The 25,512-nt window shown below is 51.8% G+C and carries 19 protein-coding genes; all 19 read right to left on the bottom strand.

Going from position 1 to position 25,512, the window contains the following annotated elements:
* Window positions 1-540 precede the first annotated feature (540 nt).
* Window positions 541-1,449 (bottom strand): LysR family transcriptional regulator, encoded by a 909-nt coding sequence (locus PHF27_RS01660; protein ID WP_300065254.1) that lies wholly within the window; start codon window positions 1,447-1,449, stop codon window positions 541-543.
* 105 nt (window positions 1,450-1,554) lie between these two features.
* Window positions 1,555-4,464 (bottom strand): insulinase family protein, encoded by a 2,910-nt coding sequence (locus PHF27_RS01655; RefSeq protein ID WP_300065252.1) that lies wholly within the window; start codon window positions 4,462-4,464, stop codon window positions 1,555-1,557.
* Between the two features lie 120 nt (window positions 4,465-4,584).
* Window positions 4,585-5,250 carry a phosphate signaling complex protein PhoU gene (gene phoU / locus PHF27_RS01650; protein WP_300065250.1) on the bottom strand — a complete coding sequence of 222 codons (666 nt, stop codon included), beginning with the start codon at window positions 5,248-5,250 and terminating at the stop codon, window positions 4,585-4,587.
* 19 nt (window positions 5,251-5,269) lie between these two features.
* The gene (gene pstB / locus PHF27_RS01645) at window positions 5,270-6,025 is read right to left on the bottom strand and encodes a phosphate ABC transporter ATP-binding protein PstB (RefSeq protein ID WP_300065248.1); all 756 of its coding nucleotides are present in this window, start codon (window positions 6,023-6,025) and stop codon (window positions 5,270-5,272) included.
* Between the two features lie 116 nt (window positions 6,026-6,141).
* Complete coding sequence (locus PHF27_RS01640) at window positions 6,142-6,834, bottom strand: response regulator transcription factor (protein ID WP_300065246.1); 693 nt, start codon at window positions 6,832-6,834, stop codon at window positions 6,142-6,144.
* Between the two features lie 164 nt (window positions 6,835-6,998).
* Window positions 6,999-7,274: an HU family DNA-binding protein gene (locus PHF27_RS01635; RefSeq protein WP_018702577.1), complete on the bottom strand. Its 276-nt coding sequence runs from the start codon at window positions 7,272-7,274 to the stop codon at window positions 6,999-7,001.
* Window positions 7,275-7,432: 158 nt separating this feature from the next.
* Window positions 7,433-8,878: a nucleoside triphosphate pyrophosphohydrolase gene (gene mazG / locus PHF27_RS01630; protein WP_300065243.1), complete on the bottom strand. Its 1,446-nt coding sequence runs from the start codon at window positions 8,876-8,878 to the stop codon at window positions 7,433-7,435.
* A gap of 78 nt (window positions 8,879-8,956) precedes the next feature.
* Complete coding sequence (locus PHF27_RS01625; protein WP_300065241.1) at window positions 8,957-10,561, bottom strand: polysaccharide biosynthesis protein; 1,605 nt, start codon at window positions 10,559-10,561, stop codon at window positions 8,957-8,959.
* 78 nt (window positions 10,562-10,639) lie between these two features.
* Window positions 10,640-13,894 carry a transcription-repair coupling factor gene (mfd, locus tag PHF27_RS01620; RefSeq protein WP_300065239.1) on the bottom strand — a complete coding sequence of 1,085 codons (3,255 nt, stop codon included), beginning with the start codon at window positions 13,892-13,894 and terminating at the stop codon, window positions 10,640-10,642.
* A gap of 221 nt (window positions 13,895-14,115) precedes the next feature.
* On the bottom strand, window positions 14,116-15,081 hold the full coding sequence (gene glpX, locus PHF27_RS01615) for a class II fructose-bisphosphatase (protein ID WP_300065237.1): 966 nt from the start codon (window positions 15,079-15,081) through the stop codon (window positions 14,116-14,118).
* A gap of 147 nt (window positions 15,082-15,228) precedes the next feature.
* On the bottom strand, window positions 15,229-15,870 hold the full coding sequence (gene fsa, locus PHF27_RS01610) for a fructose-6-phosphate aldolase (RefSeq protein ID WP_300065235.1): 642 nt from the start codon (window positions 15,868-15,870) through the stop codon (window positions 15,229-15,231).
* 47 nt (window positions 15,871-15,917) lie between these two features.
* A complete protein-coding gene (locus PHF27_RS01605; RefSeq protein WP_300065233.1) occupies window positions 15,918-16,544 on the bottom strand; it encodes a hypothetical protein in 627 nt (208 codons plus the stop codon).
* A gap of 84 nt (window positions 16,545-16,628) precedes the next feature.
* Window positions 16,629-18,947, bottom strand: coding sequence for a hypothetical protein (locus tag PHF27_RS01600; protein WP_300065231.1), 2,319 nt, complete (start codon window positions 18,945-18,947; stop codon window positions 16,629-16,631).
* A gap of 12 nt (window positions 18,948-18,959) precedes the next feature.
* On the bottom strand, window positions 18,960-19,877 hold the full coding sequence (gene sppA, locus PHF27_RS01595) for a signal peptide peptidase SppA (protein ID WP_300065229.1): 918 nt from the start codon (window positions 19,875-19,877) through the stop codon (window positions 18,960-18,962).
* 101 nt (window positions 19,878-19,978) lie between these two features.
* Window positions 19,979-21,598: a CTP synthase gene (locus tag PHF27_RS01590; protein ID WP_300065227.1), complete on the bottom strand. Its 1,620-nt coding sequence runs from the start codon at window positions 21,596-21,598 to the stop codon at window positions 19,979-19,981.
* Between the two features lie 85 nt (window positions 21,599-21,683).
* Window positions 21,684-23,348 carry an arginine--tRNA ligase gene (argS, locus tag PHF27_RS01585; protein ID WP_300065225.1) on the bottom strand — a complete coding sequence of 555 codons (1,665 nt, stop codon included), beginning with the start codon at window positions 23,346-23,348 and terminating at the stop codon, window positions 21,684-21,686.
* Window positions 23,338-23,772: a DUF1934 domain-containing protein gene (locus PHF27_RS01580; protein WP_300065223.1), complete on the bottom strand. Its 435-nt coding sequence runs from the start codon at window positions 23,770-23,772 to the stop codon at window positions 23,338-23,340. The genes argS and PHF27_RS01580 overlap by 11 nt, the downstream gene beginning before the upstream one ends.
* A 128-nt stretch (window positions 23,773-23,900) precedes the next feature.
* Entirely contained in the window at window positions 23,901-24,752 is an 852-nt protein-coding gene (locus tag PHF27_RS01575; protein ID WP_300065221.1) for a methyl-accepting chemotaxis protein, read from the bottom strand.
* A 22-nt stretch (window positions 24,753-24,774) separates the two neighbouring features.
* The coding region (locus PHF27_RS01570) for a methyl-accepting chemotaxis protein (protein WP_300065219.1) at window positions 24,775-25,512 on the bottom strand (738 nt) is incomplete at its 5' end.

The following is a 25,512-nucleotide window of genomic DNA, read 5'->3' as shown; positions in this document are numbered from 1 at the left end:
AGGCATCTCCTTTTTCGCTCCGGCCTGCCTCCTCTTGTGTCGGAGTGTTACTTTTGCCGCCCCCGGCAGCGAACTGTGCTGCAGCCTCTACTATCATTATTGTTAACAAAATACAGAAAACTACAGGACACGACAAAAGGTTTTTCATAACATTTGTAAAAAAAGTTCAAGCAATACAAACTTTTGTATTCTCTAGCAAAGGACTAAGTTAACATTTAGTCCTTCTCAAGGGGACTTGTCACTCTTTTTAGTTTTGAAGGAAAATTCCGTCTTCACCAGCCTTAATATAAGGCTAGCCTGCCTCCTTCAGGGAGTCTTAATTCACAGCAAAAAGTGTAATCATTACACTTTTAAAGATGCTCCTGGCAAAACTCAGACTTCCAAGAAAGTCACCCCTCCACGGGACAGCGACATTTTACAAATGTTTTTTCCGATATTCAGATTTTTTTGATATATCCGGCGACTGTATTTATTATACTACTCAGCTCTTTCACAGTAAAATTGGACATTTTGGTGACTTACATCAGTTTTTTTGATGTGTTATTTTATGGAAAACGAGGGGAAATCTAATTCATGATGTTCCTCCAGCCACGCACGCGTACAGTTTACAAAATTACGCGCCGCCGGCGATAAGTATTTCAAGGAAATGGCGGCTAAACCAATGGTTCGGTAATCTTCATCATGAGCTAACGGCACTAACTGAACTCCCTTCGGCAAATGCACCAGCATTAACTGGGGCAAAATACTGATCCCCAGACCCATTTGAACCATCGCTAAAATGGTCCGTTCTTCCGCCACCTCATATTGAATGCGAAAATTCACTTTGCTTTTTGCTAATACTTTGCGAATATTGTCATCACTCCCCCATAAGGGCATGATCAGCCGTTCATTTTCCAGCTCTTTCAGCATCAGCTCCCGCCGCTTCCCTAGGGGATGCTCCGGCGGGATTACCACCATTAATTTGTCGCGTTTCAACGGAATGGCGTCAAATTGTTTTGACGCCGGCAGCGCCACAAAACCAAAATCCACCACCCGGTGACTGATCCATTCGTTCATTTCATCATACCCGCCCATGCGCGTCTTGACTTCCACCGCAGGATGCAGCCGTTGAAATTCGCCTAAAATACCAGGGAGCCAGCGCATAGAGACACTGGCAAGCGTCCCGATAGACACCGTACCGATATCTACGCCTTTGATAGCGGCCGCCTCTTGCCTCAACAGCTTTTCTTGATGCAAAATCCCGCGAATGCACTGGAGAATCCGCTCGCCATTGGGCGTCAGGGTCACTCCGGAACGGTCCCGCTTGATCAAAGAAAAGCCTAATTCCGATTCCAGCGTAGTCACTGCATAGCTGACTCCCGATTGGGTCAGATTTAAGCGTTCCGCCGCTTTAGTGAGGCTTCCCGCATCAACAATAGTGGAAAAAATTTCATACTTTGCCAACGACATACCATCACCCCTTATCAAACTAACTCAACAAGCTCTTAAAAAAGCCTCCTGAGGGCACGATCTTTCGTTACCACCCAGGAGGCTCACTTGTTGAAAGCAAATTCTTTACGAAAAAACAGAAACCAATTTTCCGAACAGCCCAGCCTGCTCTTGCAGTTTGCCGGCATTACCGACTACGCAAATATGATTTCGCGCCATGCAGGCGCCTACCACCTCTGCCAATTCCTTAAGCTTGGCGGCATTGGTGCTAAGCACAGCATCCCGCTCCTGCTGGACTTGTTCCCAAGTCAACTCGATAAGCCACATTAGTTCGGCCTTCTCTCCCTTCATCGACGGCGTAAGGGGCGCATCCAGCTGGCTCATCGTACCGATGATGTATTTGGTCATTTCCCGTTCCGATACGGCAAAAGACCGCAAATAGTCTTCCATTTCTCCATACACCTGCAGCGTTTCCTGCAGGTTCGGATCCCGATAGGAAGCAAAGGCTAGATTCCCGTTGCGATCAAAGCGCGCAAACGCCCCATAGGCCCCGCCCTGAACACGAACGCGGTTCCACAGATAGTCGAAGCGCAGCACCGTTTCCAGAACCTTCATGCTGCCTGTATACGCATAGTTTAGTTTTGCAAAATTATAGGCCTTGGCTACATACTGCACCTTGCCCGCCGTCATCAGCCCTTCGTTGGCCGCCTGCAGCTCAAAACGATAGGAAACGCTGGGCAAGCCTCCTGCCGGCAGTGTCGCGGCGAACTGTTGCAGCAAAGGTTCCAATTCTGCGTACTGCTCTTCTTCACAAGTAACGCCCCATTGCAAACGATCCAGGCAAAATACGCGCTGCGCCACTCGCTGCAGAGCCGCCGACGTTTGCTCCGCCTGGTCCGCCCAATTCCGTTCCAAGTCTTCCAAAAAGCGATAATACGTAAAAACGCCGCTCTCATTGTAACTTTCTACGGGAGATACATACGAAAGCACGCGACTGAGCGCTACCGTATGCCCGTATTCCAGCATGACCAGCCCCATGCGAGCCTTGCTTTCCGCCACAAGCTCCTTGAGGCGCGCCAGATTGTCATAGCGACTGCCTTGGCAAACGCTGCGCAGCAGCCGGAAAAGCTGCGGCGCTTTTTGCAGCAGCGCCTTCGATTTTACAAGCAAGCGCGGCTTATAGGCCTCTGCATCATATGCTTTCGGCAGCGCCATCGTTTGGTAGGAAATCCCCCCTGTATGCAGATTGATCTCCTTGGCCAATTGCTGATAGGAACCATCGCAGGTATCCACCTTGCCCAAAACGCTGGAAAGCAAAAAGAGATATGGCAAATCCGCCTGATCCACAGCGGTAGTGTCAAAGTAAAGATTGACATAAGCAATGCGATTCGTAAAAATAGGCTGCAGCAAAACCGTTCGCCCTTCCACTTGGCGCTGTTGCTGCGGAATACGGGTTACCTTCTTTTCTATGTCCTTTAGAGCCAAGAGCGGAATAGACGCCAGCGCCTCCGGGCTGTCCGGCTTGGTCTGTCTGGCTTTAAGCTGTTTGGTCTGCTCGCAAATGAGCTGCACTTCCGCAGGAGCAAGCGTTCCCTTGAGCTGAGCCAGCTTCTGCCGCAGCTCTTCTGTACGGCGTTCCTCCAGACCGGCTTCCGGTACGGCCGCCACCAGAACCTGGTGCGGATTCTGCAGGAGATGGCGTTCGATAAGCTCCTCAAAATACCGCCCGCCCAAGCCTTCTTTCATCTTGGCCAGCAGCGGCTCATAAGTCAGATGCAGCAACGGATCGCCGCCATAGAGCCAGCTGTCCAGCATGCGGATATGGTATATCAAGCCCTTGGGATGCGAACCGAAATTGGCCTCGCGCAGTTCAAATTCCTTGCGGTTGATGGAAGCTTCCAGCAGTTCCTTATCAATTCCTTTAGTTACTAGCTCTTGCAGCGTCTGCCGTACCACCTGGCGCAGCTTATCGCCGGCATCGGCTGCCGCCCCGCGCACCAGTATGCTAAACACAGGCTGCACCAACGCATCTTCATACCGCCCCAGTACATCCTGGCCGATGCCAGCGGCAATCAGCGCCTGCTTCAGCGGCGCTCCCGGCGTACCCAGCAGCAAATGATTCAAAATGGCAAAAGCCAGTCCTAGCTCCGCGTCGCAAGCCTCGCCTACCACTTGGCTCAGGCCAAAAAACGCCTTGCCCTCCTGGCTTTCACTGGCATCCACCGGATAGGGCACTACCACCTCGAGCGGCGCCGCAAACGGACTCTGCCGCTCGATTTCCGCCACAAAGCCTTCCTGGCGCTGAAACCGGCTTAGGTAGGCCTCATCCAGAAAAGCCAGCTGCTCTTCAATATTCATCTTGCCATATAAATAGATGTAGCTGTTCGCCGGATGATAGTAACGGCGGTGAAAATCCAAAAACTGCTCTTGCGTCAGCTGCGGAATAAAATCCGGATCGCCGCCTGACTCAAAATGATACGTCGTATCCGGAAACAAAACCTCCAAGGTCTTGCGTTCCACCAGCGATTCCGGCGAAGAAAAGACGCCTTTCATCTCATTGTACACAACGCCCTTGTACGTAAGCTCCCCTTCCGGCGCTTCCAGCTCGTAATGCCAGCCTTCTTGCATCAAAACTTCCGGCTGTTCGTAGATGACAGGAAAGAACACCGCATCTAAATAGACATCCATCAAGTTTCGAAAATCCTTGTCATTTTGACTGGCTACAGGATACATGGTCTTATCAGGGAAGGTCATGGCATTCAAAAACGTATTCAGCGAGCCCTTGATCAACTCGACAAAAGGCTCTTTCAACGGAAACTTGCGGGAGCCGCAAAGAACGGAATGCTCTAAAATGTGCGGCACCCCGGTATGATCCGCCGGGGGCGTCTTAAAGGTAATAGAGAAGACTTTATTATCATCGTCATTTTCCAAATATACCAACCTGGCCCCGCTTTGCTCATGCTCATACGTATGAGCCTTCGAAGCCAGTTCTGCAACAGTCTGTGTTGCGATTAGGCGAAAACCGGATTTCATCATTATTATCTACCTCATCTTCGTAAAAATGGCGCTTTTAGTAACCAATTCTACTTGAGGCGTCTCTTTCCTGCTTAAGTAACAAGAAAAACCGCTTGCGCGGTTTTTCAAAGCATTCATTCTTTAGTTTTTATGCAAGCGCTGCCCGGTTTGCAGATAGATGACCCATTCGGCAATATTCGTCGTATGGTCGGCTACGCGTTCCAAATAGCGCGCTACAAAGATAAGCTGCGTCGCGTCATTAATGACCGCCGGATTCGCCAGCATGTAGGTCAAAAGCTCTCGAAACAGCTGGTTGTACAAAGCGTCCACTTCATCATCCGCCTGACAAACCTTGTCCACTAGCTCTACGTCCATGTTCACATATGCCGTCAACGCGTCGCGCAGCATCTGCGTCGCCAAGCCGGCCATACGCGGTATGTCCAAGAGGGGCTTGACATGACCGTTGCCGCCTTCGCCCAGACGTTTGGCAATTTTGGCAATATCAAAGGCATGATCGCCAATACGTTCCAGATCGGTGCTGATCTTCAGTCCCGTGCTGAGTATGCGCAGATCTTTAGCTAAAGGCTGCTGCCGGGCAATGAGCACCACGCAGCGTTCTTCCAAAAGCAGTTCCAGCTCGTCGATGGCGTCATCCCCTTGGATAACCTGGCAAGCCAGCTCCATATCCAAATCCACCAGCGCCTGAATGGAACGTTCAATCGCCGTAATTACCAGCTGTCCCATTTGCAAAATATCATTGCGCACACCTTGAAGCTCATAGTCATAATTATGCCGCGTCGTATTCATAGCCATCCTCCTCAGTTTTTCAGCCAAACCGGCCTGTAATGTAGTCTTCAGTGCGTTGATCCTGAGGACGGGTAAAAATCACATCGGTCTGATCGTGTTCCACCAAGTCGCCATTAAGGAAAAACCCGGTATAGTCTGATATCCGAGCCGCCTGCTGCATGTTATGCGTAACAACAATGATGGTATAGCGTTGTTTCAACTCCGAAACCAATTCTTCAATCTTCATGGTTGAAATCGGATCCAGCGCCGAACAGGGTTCATCCATGAGCAGTACTTCGGGCTCTACCGCCAGCAAGCGAGCGATGCAAAGACGCTGCTGCTGGCCGCCGGACAATCCCAGCGCCGAAGAATGCAGCCGGTCTTTCACTTCATCCCAAAGAGCGGAGCCGCGCAAACTGCGCTCCACCAGCTCATCCAGCGCGCTTTTCTTGCTGTTTCCATGGATACGGGGCCCATAGGCCACATTATCGTAAATGGACATCGGAAACGGATTAGGACGCTGGAAAACCATGCCTACGCGTTTGCGCAGCATGACCACATCGGTGTCGGGATGATAGATGGAATTGCCGTCAAGCAATACTTCTCCCTCAATGCGTACGTTTTCAATTAAATCATTCATGCGATTCAACGTGCGCAAGAACGTCGACTTTCCGCAACCGGAAGGACCAATCAAAGCTAAAACGCTATTTTTTTCAACGCCCAAGGTAACCTTCTTCAGCGCCAATGATTCCCCGTAATATAATTTCAGCTTGTTAGCTTGAATCTTATTGCTCATAGTATGGCATCCTCCTGCTTATTTAGCTAGCACTAAACTCTTCTTATTTGCACTATACCATAAAACAATTGACGCTACTGTTAAGTTTGGATTAATAAAAAAGGACACCTGATTTCTCAGATGTCCTGAAAACGATAGCCTACGCCTCGCACGGTTTCGATGGCCTCTGCTACTTCCGGCGCTGCCGCCAGCTTGGCCCGCAAGTGACGCACATGCACATCTACGGTTCGAGTATCCCCAAAATATTCATAACCCCATACCTTTTCCAGCAGCTGTTCTCGGCTGAACACGCGGTCTGTGTTGGTAATAAAGAGCTTTAGCAGCTCATATTCTTTGGGAGTCAATTCTAGCTTCTCTTTGTCCAGCCAAGCCTCATAACGACTGAAATTCATCTTTAAAGCGCCCATGGAGATCTCGCTATGTCCATGGCTCCCTTTTTGGCTGCGCCGCAACACCGCTTTGACGCGAGCCATCAATTCCCGCAAGCCAAAAGGCTTGGTCTGGTAATCATCCGCCCCCAGCTCCAGGCCCAGCACCTTGTCTACTTCCTCATTCTTAGCGGTCAGCATGATGATAGGAATACCGGCAGTTCCCTGTTGTCCCTTAATTCTGCGGCACACTTCCAAACCATCCATGCCTGGAAGCATTAAATCAAGGAGCACCAAATCGGGCCGTTGCTGCTTAATTAGTTGCAGCGCCTCCAAGCCGTCCGCCGCTTCCGACACCACATATCCTTCTTTTTGCAGATTAAAACGCAACAACTCCCGAATGGAAGCCTCATCATCTACAATTAAAATGCTGCCCATCATGCCATTCACTGCCTTTCTTGCTCTTTGCCATGTTCTCCTGAAACCCTGCTGTACTAACCAAGCTTATCTTCTCTGCATCAGGCGTCTCAAGGCAGCATGACATTCGCAACTTTCGAGAAAAAAACCAGGCCATGACAGCCTGGTTTTTTGACAATCACGATTCCTTATTTATTAACGCTGTCTTTAAGAGCTTTGCCAGCTTTAAATACAGGGTTTTTAGACGCAGGAATTTTAATTTCAGCGCCGGTCTGCGGATTACGGCCGGTACGAGCTTCACGAGCTTTTACTTCAAAAGTGCCAAAGCCAATGACCTGTACTTTTTCTTCCTTGGCAAGAGCTTCTTCGATGCTGGCAAATACCGCATTCAGGGCTTTTTCCGCATCCTTTTTGGTCATGGCTGTCTTCTCGGCCACACTGGCCACCAATTCAGTCTTGTTCACAAATCCATCCCCCTTGTCTTTTTTTGACGGCAATGCCGTCAGCGCGCTTTAGTAAAAAAAGCGCCTTGATTTCATGATTGCGAATAAGTGTATTCGCTACGCGCCGCCAGATTCCTCTATCCTTTGGAAAAAAAACGCTATTTCATCGCATATTTTCTCTATTCTAAGGCTTTGGCAGCATTCCAAAGAGCATCTAACTCTGTTAACGAAGATTGCTCCCAAGAAACTCCTTTTTCTTGTAACTGTTTCTCAATAAAGCCAAAGCGTTTTTCAAACTTCAAGCAGGCCTTTAAAAGAGCGGTTTCCGGTTCCACATGCAAGAACCGCGCCAAATTGACCATCGCAAACAAAACATCGCCTAATTCATCTTCCCGAGCCGCTTCGCTGGCCGCCTCACGCAGCTCCTGAAGCTCTTCGTCAACCTTTCCCCAGACCGGCGCCACATCCGGCCAGTCAAAGCCCACCTTGGCCGCTTTGCCTTGCAATTTGCAGGCCTTAAGCAATGCCGGAAATTCTCGGGGAACGCCAGCCAGAACACCGCCGCGATTCTTTTCCTCGCGTTTGATGCGCTCCCAGTTGCGCACCACCTCCGCCGCATCATCAACGGTAATTTCACCAAACACATGGGGATGGCGGCGCACCATTTTATCGACTACGCCGTTAATCACCTCCTGCATGGAAAAACGTCCGTTTTCCTCGGCAATGCGAGCGTGAAACACCACTTGCAGCAAAAGATCGCCCAGCTCCTCGCAGAGAAGTTCCATATCGTCCTTTTCAATGGCTTCCAAGACCTCATAGGTCTCCTCCAACAGATACCGCCGCAGCGAGCGGTGATCCTGCTGCCGATCCCAAACGCAGCCTTCGGGCGAACGAAGCACTGCCATAACTTCCGTCAAGGCGTCTACTTCAAAAGGCTGCACTTCAGTTCTGCTTTGCAAAGAAGGCACGTAGATCGAGGTCAGATGATCAATATCCTGCTGCCGATCCAGTTCGCACAAAGGTATGGAGCGAACGCTTTCATCCGCTAAGCCTAAATGATTAACCAGCTCAACTGGATAAACGTCTCCATAGTGTTCCATCAGCGTCAGCTTGACGTCCGACGCCACTTGACGATTGTAGACTTGCGTAACAACAAGTCCGGTTGGAAGCGCGCCGCAGCAAACACGCTCCAGATCTGCCGCATCCAAAATAGTCAAGCCGTTAATCGGATCCAAGCCTAAGCGTACGCAAAGAATTTCCACAAAGCTCATGCCTGGAAGAACTTCCACGGAAATATTCCAGGCCGGCGCCTGTTCGCAAAGCATCTGCACCGTCCGCTCCGCCACGACCGGACTGCCCGGTACAGCATACACCACATCGGCTGTTTCGGCGCGCCGCAGCACATCTACGGTAATCGTTTGGTAAACCGCTTCAAAAGAACTTTCTGTTTCATATACTTCGTCGTAAGTCAAAAAAGAAAGCCCTAACCGCTCCAGCTCCGCTACCGTAGGATGGCGACCCGTACGAAACAACAGACAGGAGGTCTCCTGCATGGCTTTTACAGCCCCCAAAGTCAGTAAGTCTGCATTACCAGGTCCCAAGCCGACGATTGTCAATTTACCCATGGTGCACGCCTCCTCAACAGCCACGGCAACTGCGAAACAGCCGCTTGAGGCCGGAGTTTTTTCTTTTTTCTTTAGCTTCTAGTGACGCAGCAAGCCTATGCGCTGCAAACACAAAGTCAGCTTAGCGCCTATGCGGGGGATTTTCTCCACTTCCTGCGCGGTCACGCCGCCGACGATAAGCATAGAGGCAAAATAGACCGTAGCTCCCAATAGAATAGCCCCCAGCGTAGCCACGGTATTGCTATGTAGCGTCTGAAACAAGGCGTCAAAAGAAAAGATAACCGCAATCCCCATTACAGCGGCTGACGCCACGGTCCGCAGCGTATGCCCCCAATCAAGACTAAAACCAACATACCGATGCACAAAATACATATTCAACAGCGCTGCCACGCCAAAATCCACATTGGTCGCCCAGGCCGCCCCTTTGATACCCAACTCCGGCATAGCCGTCAAATACCAGCTCATACCGATTTTGACAACCGCCGAAGCCATCATGTTCACCAAGGGAATCGTCGTATGCCCCAAGCCCTGCAAAACACCAGTTGTAACCTGATGTACTCCCAGTAAAACGATGCCAAAAGACAAAATAGCAATACAGTCTCCGGCATTCGGCGTTCCATAAAGCATCTGCGAAATCGGCGTAGCCAAGAGGCACATGCCCGCAAAACTGGGAATGGTAATTAGATTGGCAATACGCATGGCTGTCGCCGTACGATCGTAAATCCGCTCCTTGCGTCCCAGGGTAAAGGCCTCTGAAATAGCAGGCACCAATCCTACCGCCAAAGAAGCCGTCAAAATCGTCGGCAAGTTAATCAGCGCCACAGCCATGCCTGTAAGATAACCAAAGAGTTCTGTCGCCGCAGCGACCGTATAGCCCGCCGCTTCCAGTCGGGCAGGCACAATAAACAAGTCGATGCTGGAAACCACCGGCAACATGATATTGGCCAGCGAAACCGGCAGCGCCAATTTTACAATCCGACTGATAATCCGCCAACTGGACTGCGGGGGCAAATCCGGCTGGGTCGCCATTTTTTCTTTAAACTGCGAACGCTGACGCATATAAAAGTAAATCAGCACCGCTAAGCCGGCCATAGCTCCCGGTCCGGCGCCGAAACTAGCGCCGGCTGCGGCATATTCCAAACCATACGGCAACAACATGAATGCCAATGCAATCATGGTAATTACCCGCAGTAACTGTTCAAAGATCTGCGAAACCGCCGTAGGCGTCATCATTTGTAAGCCTTGAAAATAACCGCGATAACTGGAAAGAACGGTCACAAAAAAGATAGCCGGCGCCAAGGCCGCCAAGGCGTAATAGGCCCGAGGATCGCGTACAAACTGTTCCTCAATCAGCCAGCCCGCCCCTGTATACAGCAAAATGGTAAACAAGACGCCCGTAAAGGTCAGCAGCGCCAGGGAGATGCGAAATACGCGGTTAGCGCCCCGATAGTCCGATAAGGCCACCCGTTCCGCCACCAAAATGGAAATAGCCACAGGAATCCCGGCGGAGGAAACGCTCAACGCCAACAAATAGATGGGATAGGCCATCTGATACAAGCCAATTCCCTCCCCGCCCAATAAGCGGGATAATAAGATGCGATTTACAGAGCCAATGAGTTTAACTACAATTCCTGCAACGGTTAAAATCAAGGCGCCACGCAAAAAGGTGTCTTTACTACTCACCCAAGCCCATCCTCTCAAGAAAATGCAATTTTAATTATATCAGAAAACCTTGGGCATTCCTACCTCGAAAGACGGTTTTCAAGCTAGCGTCCCTTCTTCTAGACATTGCATGCTCTTGAACAACAACGCCTCCGCCTTTTCCTGCGGCAGATTTGCTGTTTTAAGGCGCAACCCTCCAGCACTGCCTGGAAAGAAGGTGACCCGGGACGGCAAACCCTCTTTTAGCGCCATTATATGCTCCGGTGCAAATTGCAAAGGCTCTTGAAAGGCTACTTCATACCCTTCCGGCTTCTGCACAATACTACGAATCCCTAAGCGACGCACGCGGTTTTTCAGCTTAGCTACCGCTAGCAGACGCAACACAGCCTGCGGCGGTTCGCCAAAGCGGTCAAGGAGCTCATCCAAAAGTTCTTCCACTTCTTCGTCGCGCCGAATTCCCGCAATACGCTGGTACAATTCCATTTTCTGCATGGCATCGCCCACATACTCTTCCGGCAAATAGGCATCCACTTTTATATCCAGCAGCGGCTCCACTTCTTGCTTGGGCTTTGCCCCGGTGCGCAGTTCCTGTACTGCCTCATCCAGCAGACGGCAATACATTTCAAAGCCGACGCTGACGATATGCCCGTGCTGCTGCGGCCCTAACAGACTGCCAGCGCCGCGGATTTCCAAATCGCGCATGGCAATCTTAAAGCCGGCGCCCAGCTCTGTAAATTCCTTAATGGCCTGCAGCCGTTTTTCCGCCACTTCTGTCAAAACCTTGTCCTTGCGGTAGGTGAAGTACGCAAAAGCAGTTCTGCTGGACCGCCCTACCCGCCCTCGCATTTGATACAGTTGAGACAAGCCCAAACGATCCGCGTCATATACTAAAATAGTGTTGGCGTTCGGCACATCCAGACCGCTTTCAATAATACTGGTGCAAACTAAAATATCTTCTTCGCCTTCATAGAAGTCCATCATGACTTGCTCCAGCTGCTCCTCCGCCATCTGACCGTGGGCCACACGTACGCCAGCCTGAGGAAACAGTTCTCCTAAGTGCAAAGCTAAGCGCTCTATGCCCTGAATCCGGTTATGCACAACATATACCTGGCCGCCGCGGCGCAGCTCCCGGCTAATGGCTTCCACTGCAATCTCCTCATGATATTCCGCTACATAGGTTTCCACCGGCAGGCGATCCTCCGGGGGCGTTTCAATAATGCTCATATCACGCACGCCCACAAGAGACATATGCAAAGTCCTTGGAATGGGCGTAGCGCTTAAAGACAACACATCTACTTGGCTGCGCCATTGCTTAATTTTTTCTTTTTGCGCAACTCCAAAGCGCTGCTCTTCATCAATAACAAGCAGCCCCAAATCTTTAAAGCGCACATCGCTTGTCAGCATACGATGGGTTCCTACCAACACATCCACTTTTCCTGCAGCCACTTCCTCCAAGGTTTTGCGAATCTCCTTGGCGCTGCGAAAGCGACTGACAACGCCGGTAGCGACTCCAAAGCCGGCAAAGCGGGAGCTCAAGGTCTGATAATGCTGCTGCGCCAGCACCGTAGTCGGCACCAGCATGGCTACTTGCTTGCCGCTCATCACGGCTTTAAAGGCCGCACGCACCGCCACTTCGGTCTTGCCAAAGCCCACATCGCCGCAAAGCAGCCGGTCCATGGGCCGAGGCTGTTCCATATCCGCTTTGATTTCCTCCAGCGCCTGCAATTGATCCGGCGTTTCCTCATAAGGAAAGGATTCCTCAAATTCTCTTTGCCACGGTGTATCCGCCTCAAAAGCAAAGCCGGCCTCCTCCTGGCGAGCCGCATATAAAGCCACAAGTTCTTGCGCCAAGTCGGCTACCGCCGCCTGTGTCCGGCTGCGCACCCGTTGCCAATCCTTACCGCCCATACGGCTGAGTTTGGGCGCTTCTCCATCCTGGCCAATATACTTTTGCAGCAGCCCAACCTGATCCGTAGGCAAATACAGCTTATCATCACCGGTGTAACGTATAAGCAGATAATCCTTGCGTACGCCTCCTATGTCCAATATTTCCACGCCGGCGTAACGTCCAATGCCGTGGCTGACGTGTACCACATAATCCCCAATCCGTATATCCCGGAAATAGCGAATTTTTTCCCCTTGCGTTTTGGCACGGCGCTGTTTTCTTTTATGGCGTCCCAGTAAATCCTGTTCCGCAAAGACAACTACTTTAGCTTGAACCCATTCAAAGCCGGCGGTAATTTCTCCAAGGAGCAGGCGCACGCTGCCGGAATTCGCTACGCGCGACACGCCCTGTCCCTGCGCCGCCAAGGCCTGCTGCAAAGCCTCCAAACGCTCTTCGCTGCCTGCTAAAAGCACAGTCACAGCCTGCCGAGCCTCTTGCGCACGCAATTCCTGCGTCAAAAGTTCAAACTGACCATGAAAGGGCATTACGCCTTTAGCGGCAATGCTAATAATATCCTGTGCTTCTGTATGCGCCACTTTTTGCAGCATCAAAGACCAAAACTGCACCGCCTGAAGACGGCTTGCTTCCACAATTTTTCCCCAAGGCAGCGCCGCGGGCCATTCTTCCAGCAAAGCTTGCGCCGCTTCCCGCAACCGCGCCGGATCGTCAAAAATAACTGCGCCGTCTTGGGCATAGGATAATAAGCACTGTGTTCCCTGCGCCTCCTCCTGGGCGGGCAGAATATCCACCTGTTCTAAACGCTCCAAGGAACGCTGCGTTTCCGGATCAAAGGAACGTAGTAAATCGATTTCATTATCAAAGAATTCAAGGCGCACGGCTGTTGGCAGCTGCAAGGGAAAAATGTCAATAACACCGCCGCGAACGCTGAATTGCCCCCGGCTGTCAACCGCATCTACCCGTTCATAACCGCAGCGGACCAATTCCGCCAACAGTTTTTCCCGTTCCCACATAGCGCCGTTTTTTAAAGTCAGACGTCGACCCAACAACTCTTGCTGAGAACAAACTCCCTGCGCAACCGCTTCGATCGTCGTCAGATACAAAGCAGCTTCACACCTCGCCAAAGCGCTCAGCGCTTCCATGCGAACTGCGGTTCTCTCCCGGCTGCGCGCTGTAAGCGCAAAGGAAACTTCCGGCAATGCCGGCAGCTCATATATAGTTAAGACCGGCAGCCACAAAGCCATTTCTCGGCGATACTCCTCCAAGTGAGCATCATCCACCGCAACCACCACGATTGGCTGCATTTTTTCCGCCAAAGAAGCCGCCAAAAGAAATGGTTTTTGACTGCCTGTCAGACCGTAGACCCAAGCAGCCCGACCGGGCTTTTGCATCAGACGCATCGCCTCGGCGCAAGCGGCATCGGCCTGCACTAACGAAAGTAATTCCCTCATCGTATATATCTCCTATGAAACCTGTCAATGCTACTTATAAAACCCTTTCGCGTCTTTCGTGTATTTCGCGGTTCGTTATCAACGTTCCTCCAATTTATGATTCAACCGCGAAAATCGCGAAAAGCACGAAAATGAATTTGTCGTTCTGATTCTAATAAATTCTCAATACAAAAGGACGGCTTGCGCCGCCCTTTTCATCAAAAATCCTTTAAACGTTCTAATCAGGTCCGTTTAAAAATCATACTCTTCCGATCCAGCTTATGAATGGCGTCAACAAAACGAACCGTGCCTGATTTGTAGCGCATCACAATAGAGTGCGTCCGCACGCCGCCGCCAAAATAATGTACCGGATTCAACATATCCCCTTGGGTAATGGCCGTCGCTGCAAAAATCGCGTCCTCGCCATGTACCAAGTCATCAATGGTCAGTACCTTATTGATGTCGCCAATACCCATTTTCTTCGCCCGAGCTATTTCACAGTCATCAGAAGGAAGCAGACGGCCTTGCATATCTCCGCCTAGGCATTTAAGAGCCGCCGCAGCAATAACGCCTTCCGGCGCGCCGCCTGACCCTACTAACATATGAATGCCGGAGCCTTCGATGCCTACATTGATAACCGGCGATACATCGCCGTCGGTAATCAGCTTGATCCGAGCCCCAGCATCACGCACATCCTTAATCAAACGGCTGTGACGATCGCGATCCAAAATAACAACCGTCAAATCTTCAACCTTGCGCGACAAGGCGGAAGCAACGGCTTTCAGATTTTCCTTGACCGGAGCGTCAATGTGAATTTTACCGGCTGCCTTAGGCCCAACGGCAATTTTGTCCATGTACATATCCGGCGCATGCAGCAACCCGCCTTGCGGCGCAACAGCCAGCACCGCAATAGCTCCAGGCATCCCTTTCGCCACCAAATTAGTTCCTTCTAGCGGATCCACGGCAATGTCTACCGCCATGCCGCCGGCGCCAACCGTCTCGCCAATATACAACATTGGCGCTTCATCCATTTCGCCTTCGCCAATAACAACGGTACCGCTGATGTTGACAGAATCGAACATCGTCCTCATCGCATCCACCGCCGCCTGATCCGCAGCAATTTTGTCTCCTTTGCCCATCAGTCGCCCACAGGCAATCGCCGCCGCTTCTGTAACCCGTACAAATTCTAATGATAACTCACGATCCATTTTGTCTGAAAACCTCCTGTTTTTTTCTTTATTCAAATCAACTTGCGGAAAATTACTCTTATAACTCTCTTAGGGAGCCGATGCTCCTCCGGCTCCCTAACTCCATGAGAACAGGGCCGTCATAATGACTGGCCCTGAGCGCTGTAACTACTTTGATTTATTCCAATCGGCAAGAAAAGCTGCCAATCCTTTATCAGTCAGCGGATGTTTCGTCATGCCTTGCAGCACCTTGTAAGGAATCGTGGCGATATGCGCCCCAGCCAGGGCCGCCTGCGTCACATGCAGGGGATGGCGAATGCTGGCGGCAATAACTTCGGTAGTAAAGCCGTGGAGTTCATAAATCTGTACAATCTCTTGCACCAAGGCCATGCCATCATAGCCAATGTCATCCAAACGTCCTACAAAAGGGCTGACATAGCGTGCGCCTGCTTTAGCCGCAAGCAATGCCTGGTTGGCGGAAAACACCAAGGTCACATTGGTTTCAATGCCTTCAGCCGAAAGCTGCTTAACAGCCTTTAAGCCTTCCGGTGTCATAGGAATCTTCACGACCAGGCTGGCAAAGAGCTTCGCCAACGCGCGTCCTTCTTGCACCATGCCTTCCCAATCTGTTGCAATAACCTCACCGTTGACGGGTCCGGGCACAAGTTCGGCAATCTCTTGCAAAACCGTATTTAAGTCTCTCCCTTCTTTGACAATTAAGGAAGGATTTGTAGTTACGCCGTCAATAACGCCCCATTCCGCCGCCGCACGGATTTCCTCCACATTGGCCGTGTCCAAAAAAAGCTTCATCGCCATTCCTCCTCTATTCGTTTCATCCTTCCGCCGGCAAGCGCCGGTTAAGAATGGAAATACGCATAAGAAGCTGAATACAGTTCAATTTCCCGCAGCTGAGCGGCCTTAGTCAAATCCCGCTCGTTACGAGCGGGAACCAGGTGCTTAGCACCGCAAGAGCGGCAGGACAACAATACGCCGCTATCCAACACTTCCGCCGCTAATTGCGGCTGGCGGCAGGCACAAGAAATTTCCCCTTGCGCCGCCAAGTCGTGAACCATATTCAACACTTCCAAAAGAACCTGCGGGTCCTCTATCGTTTCTTCGTCCTCTTCGCCCTGCAGACCTTGGCAAATCTGACGATGGCGAAGTTGCTGCTCTCGCAACAACTCAGGATGACCTATTAAACCTAATTCCAGCGTATGGCTCGGGCAATAGAGACGATGCATTTCGACCTGCCAAAACTGTTGCGGAGTAAAACAAAGCAGATGATCCTGTCGGCATAACAGACATGGCAGCCGCAACAAGGGCTGGCTGTGCGACGCAGCTACGATCTCCCCTTGCCATTGACCGCAATGGCAATACAGCTGCTGCCGTTCATGACGTAAGGAAAATCGAGACAATTCATACAGCTCTAGTTTGCCGCACCGTTGACAAAACAACGCCAACGACGTCCAGGTCCGAGCAACCATCTCCACTCCTCCTTTTAGTAATAGGTTCGCCAGTGGAAAAAAAAATCCTGCCCGGACATACACGCTTTTGAAATAAGGACGCCGTCACCACCTGACAAAGCTCTTTAGCAGCCGCAATCCGGCTACCGCTTTACGCAGCCATGGTTGATGATACACGGTCAACGTATACGTTGCCTGCGGATCGTCCCAGACGAAAGCAAGAGCATTATCGGCGTTAGGCAAATTCCAAGCGGAACTTATCATCTCGCCGTTTTTGCGCACTTCCGCCCGAAAAGCCTGTTCGCGAAGATACAAGGGGATTTTGACACTAACCGCCTGAGGCCGCTCCGCCGAAACCGACAAATCGCGCCCCAGCAGCTCTATTTCATAGTGACTGCTCAGCCAGCCGTGTTCCAGGCGCTTTCCGTACAAGGCGGTTGCTTCCAGTTTTTCTTCATCCAAGAAAGCGCGCACCAATTGACTGGCCGTCGCGAAGCGCAATAATCCTTGCTGTACATAGCGCTGCTTTAGATACGCCAGATGCGCGTCTAGGGCGGCAAATTGGCCGCCGGACAAGCTGCGCCAGTCCCCCTCGCCCTGCATGAACATGGCATGGGTGAAGCCAATAATGCCATGCACTCCAGGAACAACAGCGCCATTGCGAACAAAAGCTTCCATGCCTGCATCCGCTTTGGCATTCATCACCGCCGCCGTTTGTTGGTCATAAAAGATAGGCGGCTGCGGTGTAGGACGCAGCTCCACCACTCCGGCTTCAGAAGCTTCACGCGCGGGGCGGCCAATATCTGTTTTAGCGGCCAAATACAACTCGCCCCCATAAGGCGCAGACGTTTCCCTCCCGCTATTGCCGGCGGCGTCACTGGAACCCCACAAACCCAAACGTCGAAATACTTCACTGCTCATGTCTTGCGACTCGCTGCTGGCGCCAAAATCAAAGGAACCGGCTCTTGCCGTCAACAACTGTCCTTGGGACGAGTCGGCGGCCAATTCATCCACAAGCCGCTGGTACGCATACAAACTTCCCAGCCTGCTGCCCCGGTTTCCGTAGTCGCCAAAACTCCCCAGCGAATGCGCCCAGCCATGCCGCAAATGATTGGCCCAAAGGCCGTCTGCCGGCTCATAGTATGATAATACATTGCCAGGTATGTACGGATCATAATCCGTGTGCATATGTACGCCATATTCATGTCCTTTGGCGCTTTCCTGACGCACGGAACGTTCTATATCGGCCACCGCTTCCTGCCATTGCTTGGTCGGTGATTGGCTTTGCGCCCACTGCGCCGCGGCTACCGCAGGCCAAGCGATATAATGAGTCCAAAAAGCGCCATGACGCGCGGCAATGGCATTAAGAGTTTCCGCTTTCTGCACCATCTGCACTTGGTATTCTTCTGGATTGAGCCAGCCGTCCTGATTCCCCCAAGGTTTGGCATAGCCAGCGCCGTCAATCGGCTCCAAATCTTCCGTCATCACATAGTAGACGCTCCCCGGCCGGGCTGCAGCCACAGAAACCGCTGTCTGCGCCTTTTCTTCTCCATTTAAGGATAACTGCAGCTGCCAAGGCTTGCCAAAATTAACACGCTCGGCCCGACGCCCCTCTAAGACCCAATCCAATTCAACAGTCTGCCCTGGAGTCAGACGCACATGTCGCACCCGGTCTCCTTGCACGGTCACGCCGTATCCTTGCGGCTCCGCTATAGCCGCCGTGATTTCTACTTCCGGCTGCGAGCCGTTATACTGCAAACGAGTACGCCAGTGAACTTCTTCTCCTTGGCGCACCGCAAGCGCTTGGGGCGCAGAAACAGCCACTGCGGCAGCCGGCTGCGCCGTCAGCGAAAAGCGACTCACCAATACATGCTGCCCCTCGCCGGCTTCCAGCACCCAGCGGTAGCGATGGGCCGCGCTAAGCGGCTGTCCTGGAAAAAACTCGTTCCAAAGGCGTTGTACGCTATAACGAGCCTCTACCCAATTCGCTTCATAGTTGCTGCGATAACGGGCGTCCACCCAGCGCTGTTCACTGCCAGCCGCCGGCCACGTTCCAGTATAAACCCAGCCCACGCTGCGCTTCACCTGCCCGTCAGGGCCCAATTCTTCCAAAAGCAGTCTTCCTGTTCCTTGGGTCGAGCGCCAGAGGAAGCGGCTGTCCGCCACCAATTCCGGGGCGGCGCCAGCCTCTAGATAGTAGCGCACCATGCCGGCTCCCCCAGCGGCAATATCCACGCCATTGGTTCCTTCCAGCGCTGTCCCTTGCACCAGACGAACCATATTGCCAGCGCCATTTTCACTGACACTGCCAGTGATTTCACCGCCTTGCACCTGCAAGGGCGCCACGGCCGCAGGCATCTTAAGACCGCAGCCGGCCAAAATTCCCACCAAAGCAATCCCTGCCAGCAAGCTCCTGCTCTTCATGCTCCCGCCTCCTTAGTAGGCAGCCGGCAAGGCCATGGGCGCCAGCACAGGAGCTGCTTTAGGCGCCGTCCCCAGTGCCTGCCAGACGGCTTGCTGTACCAAGCTGCTTACTGTAGTTCTGCCAAAAAGGGCGTCCCAAGGAGAAGTCTGCCCCATCTCCCGAATCATAGGGCGTTCCGCCAAGCCTAATTTGTCAACCGTGCCGTCAATGGCATCATACAAGTTGCCCATTTCGTCCACCAAACCGCTGGCCAAGGCTTGGCGTCCCGTGTAAATGCGCCCGTCCGCTAACAAGCGAACCTGTTCCGGCGGCAGCTTTCTGCCCTCGGATACTACTGTTACAAACTGCTCGTACATATCGTTCACCATGGCCTGGAGCAACGCTTTTTCGGTTGCCGTCATCGCCCGATCCGGCGAAAGAATATCCTTATGCGGCCCGCTTTGAATGCGTTCATTCCGAATGCCGATTTTTTGATATAGTTCTTCCCAATTTGCATAAGGCATATATACGCCAATACTGCCGGTAATCGTTGACGGATTGGCGTAAATTCGCTCCGTGCATGCCGCCAGCCAGTACCCGCCGGACGCCGCTATGTCTCCCATGGAGGATACCACTGGTTTGCCGCCAGCCCTGACTTTTAAGATTTCTTCCCCCAATTCCTGAGACGCCGTGGCGCTGCCGCCCGGGCTGTTAATACGCAAAATAATCGCTTTAACCGCGTCATCATCGCGAGCTTCATGCAATTGACGAATAATGCCGTCTACGCCGCCGTTTTCTCCCCATAGGCCGCTTTGACCGCGTCCGCCTAAAATGACGCCTTCCACATGAATCACCGCAATTTGCGGTTCCGCTTTTGCCGGCGACCATTTCCACCAGCCCGCAAGGATTACGATAGCAAGCAAAACTAGCCCCCAACGTTTCTTCGTCATATCTTTCTCCCCTTCTCAATCAGCGTTGTTCTCAACATTTCGCGTCGCGACGCCGTTTTCCTGCTGCAATGCCAAAAGCCGCCCCGAAGGGCGGCTCCATCTTATTTACCTGCGTGATAGTTTACCGCGGCTTTCACAAAATCGCGGAATAACGGATGCGGATTGGTCGGGCGGGATTTAAATTCCGGATGGAACTGGGTTGCCACAAACCAAGGATGCACATTCCGGTTCAATTCCACAATTTCCACCAATCGGCCATTGGGCAGCGTGCCGCCCAAGATCAAACCGCCTTGCGTCAATTGTTCACGATACGCATTGTTAAATTCAAAGCGATGGCGATGACGCTCATAAATCAATTCTTCTTGATAAGCCGCCTGCGTCAGGGTATTCTCCATGACCTTGCAAGGATATACGCCCAACCGCATCGTACCGCCTTTTTGTTCCACATCCACTTGATCCGGCATCAAATCAATTACCGGATATGGTGTTTCCGGCGCAAACTCCGTGCTATGAGCGCCAACAAAGCCCATCACATTGCGAGCGAACTCAATCACTGCCGTCTGCATGCCCAGACACAGGCCAAAATACGGAATTTTATTTTCCCGCGCATAACGAATGGCTTCAATCTTGCCTTCTACGCCGCGATCACCGAAGCCCCCGGGAACCAAAATACCATCCACTCCAGCGAATACTTCCGCCAAATCAGTACCTGGCTCTTCAATCTCCTCGGCATTAACCCAGCGAATGTCAATAGCGGCGGAATTAGCAATCCCTGCATGACGCAGCGCTTCGGAAACACTCATATAAGCGTCCTGCAGCGCTACATACTTGCCCACCATCGCAATCGTCACCTTTTGCGTGGGGTTCATAATTTTTTCCACCATAGCAGTCCATTCCGTCAGGTCCGCCTCGCCGGCTTGCAGCTTGAGTTTTTCCATGACGATACGGTCAAGGCCTTCTTCATGCATCATAAGAGGCACTTGATAAATGCTGGCAGCATTGCGGTTTTGAATAACGGCATTGACATCAATATCACAGAACAACGCCAGTTTATCCTTCATATCCTGAGAAATCTCATGCTCTGTACGGCAGACAATAATGTCTGGATGAATACCGATGCTGCGCAGTTCTTTCACGCTATGCTGGGTCGGCTTGGTCTTGAGTTCGCCTGCTGCCGAAATGTACGGCACCAGCGTTACGTGAATATAAAGAACATCATCACGGCCCACTTCTTTTTTCACTTGCCGGATGGCTTCCAAGAAAGGCAAGCTTTCAATATCCCCGACTGTGCCGCCGATTTCCGTAATGACCACATCCGCATTGTCCTCGCGGCCAACACGATAGATACGCTCTTTGATTTCATTGGTAATGTGCGGAATGACCTGTACCGTACTGCCCAAATAATCGCCTTTACGCTCTTTGTTGATAACCGACAAATAAACCTTGCCGGCGGTAACATTGGAGCTTTTGCTCAGATTAATATCAATAAAACGCTCATAATGGCCGAGATCCAGATCGGTTTCGCCTCCATCTTCGGTGACGAACACTTCCCCATGCTGATATGGGCTCATTGTGCCAGGGTCGATGTTGATATACGGATCGAATTTCTGAATGGTCACCTTCAAGCCGCGACTCTTCAGCAAACGCCCTAAGGATGCAGCGGTGATGCCCTTCCCCAGGGATGAGACGACCCCACCGGTAACAAAGATGAATTTGGCCATGCTGGTATCCTCCTACTCGTTCTAAAAACTGTCCTCCATTATAGCACGCACGCTGGCACTCCGCCAGCTGGAAAACCAATTTTCCTTACATTTTTTCAGGCGCATCTACGCCGAGAATGCCCAAGGCCCGACGCAGCACCTGCTGCGTCGCCGCAACCAGACCCAGACGAGCTTGCTGCACATCCGGCTCTGCGCCAATAATACGGCATTGATTATAAAAAGTATGAAACAGACTTGCCGCCTCATGCACATAGCGAGCAATGCGGTGCGGCGCCCGTTCCCGAGCCGCCTGATCGATTTCTTCGGGAAAATCTCCCAGCTTTTTAATCAGTTCAATCTCCGCTTCCTCACGCAAAGCCTGCAGCGGCAAAGCGGCAAGTTCCCCCATTACAATCCCGGCTTCTGCGGTTTGACGGAAAATGCTGGAAATCCGGGCATGTGCGTATTGCACATAATAGACGGGATTTTCATTAGACCGGGACCGCGCCAAGTCAATGTCAAAATCCAGTTGGCTGTCAATGGAGCGCATAATAAAGAAATAGCGCGCCGCATCCCGGCCAACTTCCTCCATCAACTCGTCCAACGTCACGCTTTGGCCTGTCCGCTTCGACATCTTCACCAGTTGACCATCCCGATACAAACTAACCATCTGCAAAATCAAAACTTCCAAACGCTCCGCTTCATAACCAAGGGCTGCCATGGAAGCCTTCACTCGGCAGATATAGCCGTGGTGATCAGCGCCCCAAATATTAATGATTTTATCGAAGCCTCGTTCCGCTTTATTGCGATGGTAGGCGATATCCGCCGCCAAATACGTAGGCACGCCATTGTCGCGAATAATAACCCGATCCTTATCATCGCCATAGGCAGTGGACTTCAACCACAAAGCGCCTTCTTTTTCATAAGCCTGGCCCTTTTCCTTCAAGATGGCGCAGGCCTCGTCTACAGCGCCGCTTTGATGCAGGGTGCGTTCGCTGAACCATACGTCAAAATGCACATTAAATGCCGCTAAGTGCTCCTTTAAAATCGCTAGTTTTTCCGCTAGCGCCACTTCTTTAAAGTGAGCTACCCGTTCCTCTTCACTCCAGGACAAATATTTGTCGCCGTCGCGATCAAGCAGGCCCTGGGCCGTAGTGATGATGTCTTCGCCCCGATAGCCGTTTTCCGGAAAGGCTATCTCTTGACCCAACAGTTCCAAATAGCGAGCGTTGACAGACGCCGCCAAATTGTCAATCTGGTTTCCCGCATCATTGATGTAGTATTCCGCCTGCACGTCATAGCCGGCGGCGCGCAGCACATTGACCAAAGCACTGCCGAAAGCAGCGCCCCGTCCATGTCCCACATGCAACAAGCCTGTCGGATTGGCGCTGACAAACTCCACTTGGATCTTCTCACCGTTGCCGGTTTGCGTACAGCCGTAAGAATCTCCTTGAGCCAAAATATCTGCTAACAGGTCATGCACCCATTCCGGCCGCAGATAAAAATTAATAAAACCGGGACCGGCAATCTCACAGCGCTCCAGCCAGGGACGCTGCAGATACTTTACCAGTGCCTCGGCCACTTTACGCGGATTCGTGCGCGCCGCCCGCGCGGTCTGCATGGCAAAATTCGTAGCATAATCTCCAAATTCCTTTTGCGGCGGCACCTCTAGCAGCACCTCCGGCAATGTGTCCGCCTGAAAGTCGCCAGCGGCTATAGCCGCTGCAGCCGCTTCCCGAATGGCGTTCTCTAGGCTTGTCTTAATGTCCACAAATTTGCTCCTCCCGTATCACGACAGACAATTGATTGGTACTTTGCCATTGTCCGTCAATTTCCAAATCATAAGTAATGTCCACCGCGCCGCTTGCCGGTCCAAAAAGCCAAGAATATTCCTTCGTCATAATGCCCAAGGACAATTTGCCGTACGGCGTAGCATAGCCGCTTTCCGTACGCTCGCCGCGTCGAAACTCCTGTTCCTGTTCCACATCGCCGCGCCGCACCAAAATCGTTCGGTCTTCATGTATCTTCAACAAGGTTGTCGTTTGTCCCAAGCCGTCTTCTTCCCGTTCCCGGTAGGAAATGTAATCGACCCCGTTCCGCCGATAATACGTGCCTGCAACCGTCATTTCCTGACATTGTTCCTGGTCGTATACATCTTTTTGGCGTCCTGTAATAGTAACAAAAACTCGTTTCATCGTGAGTCTCCTTTAAAACTAGGAACACGTGCATCACACCATAATAATCTATTATACTCGAAGTTCTCCTTTTTTGCCAAGCCTGCCCATAAGAAAAAACCGGCTTACGCCGGTTTTTTAATCAATTTTCAAAACACGTCTTTTAGTTTTTGGCTGGTATCTTGCATGGCTTCCACCATATGTACAATTTCTTCCATCGCCTTCGCCTGTTCGCCGGAAATCTCAGCAGATTGATGCACGCCGCCGATGACATCCTCGTTGGCCTTGCGTATTTCCGCCAAAATCTTGTTGATTGTTTCTGTCGCCTCGGCGCTGTTTTGGGCCAGTTTCTGCATTTCCTGGGCCACTACGGCAAAGCCTCGGCCCACTTCGCCCGCCCGCGCCGCTTCAATAGAAGCATTAAGGGATAATAGTTTCGTTTCGCTGGCAATGGCCCGGCTCATATCCAAAATATGGGCCGTTTCCTTCACTCGTTCCACCGCATTCTCAGCCAGACGCGACACTTTTTCCGTCGTCGCCGCCAATTCCTGGGATGAAGCGGAAATCTCCTCCACCGCCGCCGCCGCTTGCTGCGCCTGCGCCGACACCTGTCCCGACATAGTTTCAATCAGCTGAATCTGCTGCTGCTGCCGCAGCCTCGTTCCAAAAAGCGCCGCCACCACCTTGGCAATAGGCCGCGCTATAGTAAGCTCACCAGCCACGCCAAAGCTTCCTACCCGCGCACCGTCAAAAACGATAGGGTAGTTTTGGCCTTCTTTCATCTGCCCCTGCGCAGCCTGCTCAGCGGTCACAAAAAATTCATCAATTTCGCCGAGCATCATTCTCCTGGCCCCGTCATGGACCATGCCGTAGCGATTTTTAGCTGAATCGCCGATAATAGCGCCGCCTTCGCCACACACAATCGTATGACAACCAGTAGCGCTATAAACAAAATCCGTCAGTTCCTGCGCCATTTCTCGTGAAATCTCTAATTTAGCCATAGTTCCGCCCCCTGAATCTCAATTACCGATCATATAAAGACGCCAAGGCCACCGTGGAGCTCTGCATCGTTTCCACCATATTGCTGATGTCCTGCATGGCCTTAGCTTGCTCGCCGGAAATGCCGGCGGATTGATCGACCCCAGCAATTACCCGATTCAACGCGTTTTGAATATCCCCCAGAATTCCATTAATCTGCTCCGTCGCTTCGGCGCTGTTTTGCGCCAGCTTCTGCATTTCCTGAGCCACCACGGCAAAACCGCGTCCCACTTCGCCCGCCCGCGCCGCTTCGATGGATGCATTCAGCGACAATAGTTTTGTTTCCGTCGCAATGGCCCGGCTCATATCCAGAATTTTCGCCGTGTTTTTCACTTTATCCATGGATTCTCGCGACAGCTGCACCACATTTTCTGTTGTCGAAGCCAGCTCTTGGGAAGAAGCGGATATTTCCTCAATAGCAGCCACCGCCTGATGGATATCGCCGGAAACGCGCTTAGCCATGCGCTCCGCTTCACTGCGCCGAAAGGTTTCCCTCACCCGATAGCTAACAACCGTTGCCGCTACCAAGGTCAGCGGTTTCACCACATCAATCGGCCCAGTAATGCCAAAGGTACCGACGCGCTCTCCTTCTACGTCAATCAGACAGCTATAGCCTTCCTTTACATTTGAATTAGCAGCCGCCTCTTGAGCGGTCACCGCATACTCATGAGCCAACCCTTGTACGATCTTTTGCGCACCGGCATGCACCTTGCCAATGCGAGC

The sequence above is a fragment of the Anaeromusa sp. genome (assembly GCF_028691475.1).
Classification (GTDB): domain Bacteria; phylum Bacillota; class Negativicutes; order Anaeromusales; family Anaeromusaceae; genus Anaeromusa.
This window is presented reverse-complemented; position numbering and strand designations above follow the sequence as displayed.

What these genes read in the sequence shown, in the direction of transcription:
- PHF27_RS01580 (WP_300065223.1), bottom strand. Translation starts at nt 23,772, where the DNA reads ATGAAACGAGTTTTTGTTACTATTACAGGACGCCAAAAAGATGTATAC.
- PHF27_RS01605 (WP_300065233.1), bottom strand. Translation starts at nt 16,544, where the DNA reads ATGGTTGCTCGGACCTGGACGTCGTTGGCGTTGTTTTGTCAACGGTGC.
- fsa (WP_300065235.1), bottom strand. Translation starts at nt 15,870, where the DNA reads ATGAAGCTTTTTTTGGACACGGCCAATGTGGAGGAAATCCGTGCGGCG.
- pstB (WP_300065248.1), bottom strand. Translation starts at nt 6,025, where the DNA reads ATGAGCAATAAGATTCAAGCTAACAAGCTGAAATTATATTACGGGGAA.
- glpX (WP_300065237.1), bottom strand. Translation starts at nt 15,081, where the DNA reads ATGGATCGTGAGTTATCATTAGAATTTGTACGGGTTACAGAAGCGGCG.
- PHF27_RS01660 (WP_300065254.1), bottom strand. Translation starts at nt 1,449, where the DNA reads ATGTCGTTGGCAAAGTATGAAATTTTTTCCACTATTGTTGATGCGGGA.
- PHF27_RS01640 (WP_300065246.1), bottom strand. Translation starts at nt 6,834, where the DNA reads ATGATGGGCAGCATTTTAATTGTAGATGATGAGGCTTCCATTCGGGAG.
- PHF27_RS01590 (WP_300065227.1), bottom strand. Translation starts at nt 21,598, where the DNA reads ATGGCCAAATTCATCTTTGTTACCGGTGGGGTCGTCTCATCCCTGGGG.
- phoU (WP_300065250.1), bottom strand. Translation starts at nt 5,250, where the DNA reads ATGAATACGACGCGGCATAATTATGACTATGAGCTTCAAGGTGTGCGC.
- mazG (WP_300065243.1), bottom strand. Translation starts at nt 8,878, where the DNA reads ATGGGTAAATTGACAATCGTCGGCTTGGGACCTGGTAATGCAGACTTA.
- PHF27_RS01655 (WP_300065252.1), bottom strand. Translation starts at nt 4,464, where the DNA reads ATGATGAAATCCGGTTTTCGCCTAATCGCAACACAGACTGTTGCAGAA.
- PHF27_RS01575 (WP_300065221.1), bottom strand. Translation starts at nt 24,752, where the DNA reads ATGGCTAAATTAGAGATTTCACGAGAAATGGCGCAGGAACTGACGGAT.
- sppA (WP_300065229.1), bottom strand. Translation starts at nt 19,877, where the DNA reads ATGACGAAGAAACGTTGGGGGCTAGTTTTGCTTGCTATCGTAATCCTT.
- mfd (WP_300065239.1), bottom strand. Translation starts at nt 13,894, where the DNA reads ATGAGGGAATTACTTTCGTTAGTGCAGGCCGATGCCGCTTGCGCCGAG.
- PHF27_RS01600 (WP_300065231.1), bottom strand. Translation starts at nt 18,947, where the DNA reads ATGAAGAGCAGGAGCTTGCTGGCAGGGATTGCTTTGGTGGGAATTTTG.